At 49.8% G+C, this 233-nt stretch carries 1 protein-coding gene; it reads right to left on the reverse strand.

Going from position 1 to position 233, the window contains the following annotated elements:
• The coding region (locus VJI94_RS08875) for a hypothetical protein (protein WP_324009113.1) at positions 1–233 on the reverse strand (233 nt) is incomplete at both ends.

Below are 233 nucleotides of genomic sequence, written 5' to 3' on the forward strand. Positions count from 1 at the left end.
GAAAATGCCGTCTTCGCCATCAGGATGAATCAAACCGATCATATCCTGGAGCTCTTTGAGCTTTTTGTCATCGCCACGATCGCGTGCATCACAGTGGAACTTAACCCACTCATACACCTTCTGGAATTGTTCGATGCGATCGATCTTAATCATGGCGATGCCGTCGATGTGGTCGATGCGATCGTTGTCCTCGAACACGATGGAACCACCCTCTGCCGTCACAAGCAGAATGT

Source organism: Parvimonas sp. D9 (assembly GCF_035282565.1).
Classification (GTDB): Bacteria; Bacillota; Clostridia; order Tissierellales; family Peptoniphilaceae; genus Parvimonas; species Parvimonas micra.